Annotated in this window: 4 protein-coding genes; 2 read left to right on the forward strand and 2 right to left on the reverse strand. The window is 56.4% G+C overall.

Annotated features, from left to right (window positions below):
- On the reverse strand, positions 1-428 hold a 428-nt coding region (locus tag SMC5_RS09925), incomplete at its 3' end, for a nucleotidyl transferase AbiEii/AbiGii toxin family protein (RefSeq protein ID WP_165849071.1).
- Complete coding sequence (locus tag SMC5_RS09930) at positions 418-810, reverse strand: DUF6922 domain-containing protein (protein WP_119088331.1); 393 nt, start codon at positions 808-810, stop codon at positions 418-420. The genes SMC5_RS09925 and SMC5_RS09930, both read right to left, overlap by 11 nt.
- Positions 811-1,105: 295 nt before the next feature.
- Between SMC5_RS09930 and SMC5_RS09935 the strand changes: the two genes are divergently transcribed.
- Together SMC5_RS09935 and SMC5_RS09940 are read left to right on the forward strand one after the other, a co-directional pair.
- Positions 1,106-1,726, forward strand: a complete 621-nt coding sequence (locus SMC5_RS09935) for a type IV toxin-antitoxin system AbiEi family antitoxin domain-containing protein (RefSeq protein WP_119088332.1) — start codon at positions 1,106-1,108, stop codon at positions 1,724-1,726.
- A gap of 50 nt (positions 1,727-1,776) precedes the next feature.
- On the forward strand, positions 1,777-2,826 hold the full coding sequence (locus tag SMC5_RS09940) for a Fic family protein (RefSeq protein WP_119088333.1): 1,050 nt from the start codon (positions 1,777-1,779) through the stop codon (positions 2,824-2,826).
- Positions 2,827-2,848: the final 22 nt, after the last annotated feature.

The following is a 2,848-nucleotide window of genomic DNA, read 5'->3' on the forward strand; positions in this document are numbered from 1 at the left end:
GTCGTCCTGAGCACTGTGTAGAGGTCCACGAAGTCGCGCCTCGCACCACCCTGCATGATGGCGATGAGCTTCATCCCGGCAATGTCGACGGCTCCTGCAACCTTCGTTCCGTTGAACAACTCCATGGGCTCGGCAAAGGGGTACGGATACTGAAACAGCGACACCTTGACCCCGTCCACGATCATCACCGCCGTCCCCGGCTCCAACTTCAGCGACTGGACTTCGGCTGAGGTTGTCTGCACAGTCCGAAGGATGGCAACAGGGTCAAACTCGTTCCCGGCGAAGAAGTCAAAGTCGACGGACACACGGTGACCCACCTGTAATGCAAGAGCAGTACCCCCTGCCAGGACTGGGCTAAACGGTTGGAGAGCCTTGACGACGACGGGCAGGAGGCGTGCGGCTTTGGGCCGCAGACATTCAGGGTGCACAGGGCGCCTCCCTGCCAAACCACAGGTTCCAAAATGCCCGCGAGCGTGGCGACAGCCCTCTCGAAAGCGTCAGGACCTGCGCGATCGTGGTGCCGGTATAACGATGCTGCAGCCATCGCACGTCCTGCAGATCCCCCATCTCGAGGACGCGTTCGATAATGGCCGTTGCATACCTGGACGGATCCAGCGATTCAGGATCTGTGTCCCAAAACAGGCGGCGCAGGCGCTCAGGGATACCCTTCTCCTCGGACAAGCCTTCGACAACAGCCTGAACGTCCGGCCTGCTCATGGCACCAAGGTAGGTCTGAACCATGCGTTTACCCTCGCGTCGAGAGACATAGGCATACTGCCTTCCGTGAATCGTGTGAACGACGATACTCATCTTGTGGACCTCCTGCAGACATTGTACACAGCATGAGGTGTAATACAAGAATCCGTAATGCCAAAGAATGACGATCTCCTGTGGACAGGATGGACTCCCGCCTTCGCGGGAGTGACGGATCAACTGAGTGAGGCGTTGACGAGGAACCTGCAATCTGGTGTATCGCGAAGCAGGCAGCCGTAGGTGACACATGGGTTGTGAGTATTCAATTGGCCATTGACATCCCGTTTTAATGCTGCATACTCGGTGTGGATTGATGTGTTTTCACTTCACTTGACTCTTATTGGAGTAATATATGAACAAGAGAGACTCAGACAAGCAGATAAAGAAAGCAAGTCTTGCTGGACATGGATATGTTCGCGGGTCCACGCTAGGCAAGTACCATATCCAGGCACGCACGTTGAGAAGTCTGGTCGCCGAAGGCACAGCGCACAAGGTGAAACCCGGTCTCTACAAGCTGACATCATCTGGCGCAACCGCGGGAGCGTGGGAGAACTTCGTCGATGTGTGCACGGCCATGCCGTCAGCCGTCATCTGCCTCTACTCTGCCCTCAGCTACTACGATCTCACGACATTCAACCCGCCACGTGTTGCGATTGCGTTGCCTCGCAACATGACGCCGGCGCGCATGTCGTTCCCACCAGTCAAAGCCTTTCGCTTCTCGGAGCGGTTCTACTCACCCGGTATCGAGCACATAAGGGAGGGCGCGGGGCATTTTCGGATTTACTCACCCGAGAAGACGATCTGCGACTGCTTCAGGCTCCGCGGGTCCTTGGGTGAAGACCTTGCGCTCGAAGCGCTCAAAGCGTATGTTCAGTCTCACAGGTTCGATTCTGCCAGACTCGATGAGATGGCCACCGTCTGCAGGGTGACCTCAGTCATCAAGCCCTACCTCAGAGCTCTCCTGGCGGAATAGCCAGTTGGCATCAGTTCGTCGCTTGACTACACTTAATCGAGGAGGTCACTGTGTTTGAGCCAAGATTCACGATCACCAATGCGATTACGGCTAATCTGACGACAATCGAACGTGCCGTTGGCTTCATGTCAGCTGCACAGCTGTCGGACGACTGGATCCGCGACATGCAGGCGAACGCTCTCACTCTAGAAGCACATCACACGACGCATATCGAGGGCACACAGCTGACGCTTGAACAGGCCACCCAGCTGCTGGCTGGACAGACGATACCAGAGGCCGACCCGGACGATGTCCGCGAGCTGCTCAACTACCGCACCGCATTTGACCTGGTTGCTGAATACGTCGGCAGTGGCGAGCCCATGACCGAGGCGTTGATCCGCGAGATCCACAAACGGTTGGTCAAGGATGTGCGTGGAGGCTCGGCAACACCCGGCCAGTATCGGCTGGGACAGAACCTGATTGTCAATTCGGTGACCAGAGAAACCGTCTACACTCCTCCACCTGCTCATGAAGTCGAACCGTTGATGACCGACCTTGTGCAATGGCTCAATGCAGACACAAGAATCAACACGGTCCTGGTGAGCGGCATAGCACAATTCCAGCTGGTGCACATCCATCCTTTCATTGATGGCAATGGCCGCACAGCTCGGTTGCTGGCCACGTTGGTGATGTACCGTGGCAACTATGACTTCAAGCGCCTGTTTACCATCAGCGAATTCTATGACCGGGATCGCTCGGCATACTATGCGGCCCTGCAGAGTGTGCGTGGTCACGATATGGATATGACCGGCTGGCTCGAGTACTACGTGGGTGGTCTGGCCACGCAGATGCAGGAAGTGCGGAGTAAGGGAGAACTGGTCATCAAGACCAGCATTCTCCTGATCAAGGCGGGCGCTGCGGGGCTCTCGGGGACGGCTCTGAGTGTGTTTTCGGCCATCCTCAAAGACGGCGTCAACACACCATTGGCTCTTGAAGCCAAGCTTCACATGAATCGCCGCACGCTGGCGCGGCATTTGAGAAAGCTCGCCGAAGTCGGTCTCGTTCGGGCGATCCAGTCAAGTACCAACGATCCTACTAGTCATTACGAGGCCAACACTTAGTTACTGTGACACGTTACTGTGA

Origin of the sequence: Candidatus Cryosericum odellii (assembly GCF_003570935.1) — a bacterium.
Lineage (GTDB): Bacteria > Caldisericota > Caldisericia > Cryosericales > Cryosericaceae > Cryosericum > Cryosericum odellii.

What these genes read in the sequence shown, in the direction of transcription:
- SMC5_RS09935 (WP_119088332.1), top strand. Translation starts at nt 1,106, where the DNA reads ATGAACAAGAGAGACTCAGACAAGCAGATAAAGAAAGCAAGTCTTGCT.
- SMC5_RS09930 (WP_119088331.1), bottom strand. Translation starts at nt 810, where the DNA reads ATGAGTATCGTCGTTCACACGATTCACGGAAGGCAGTATGCCTATGTC.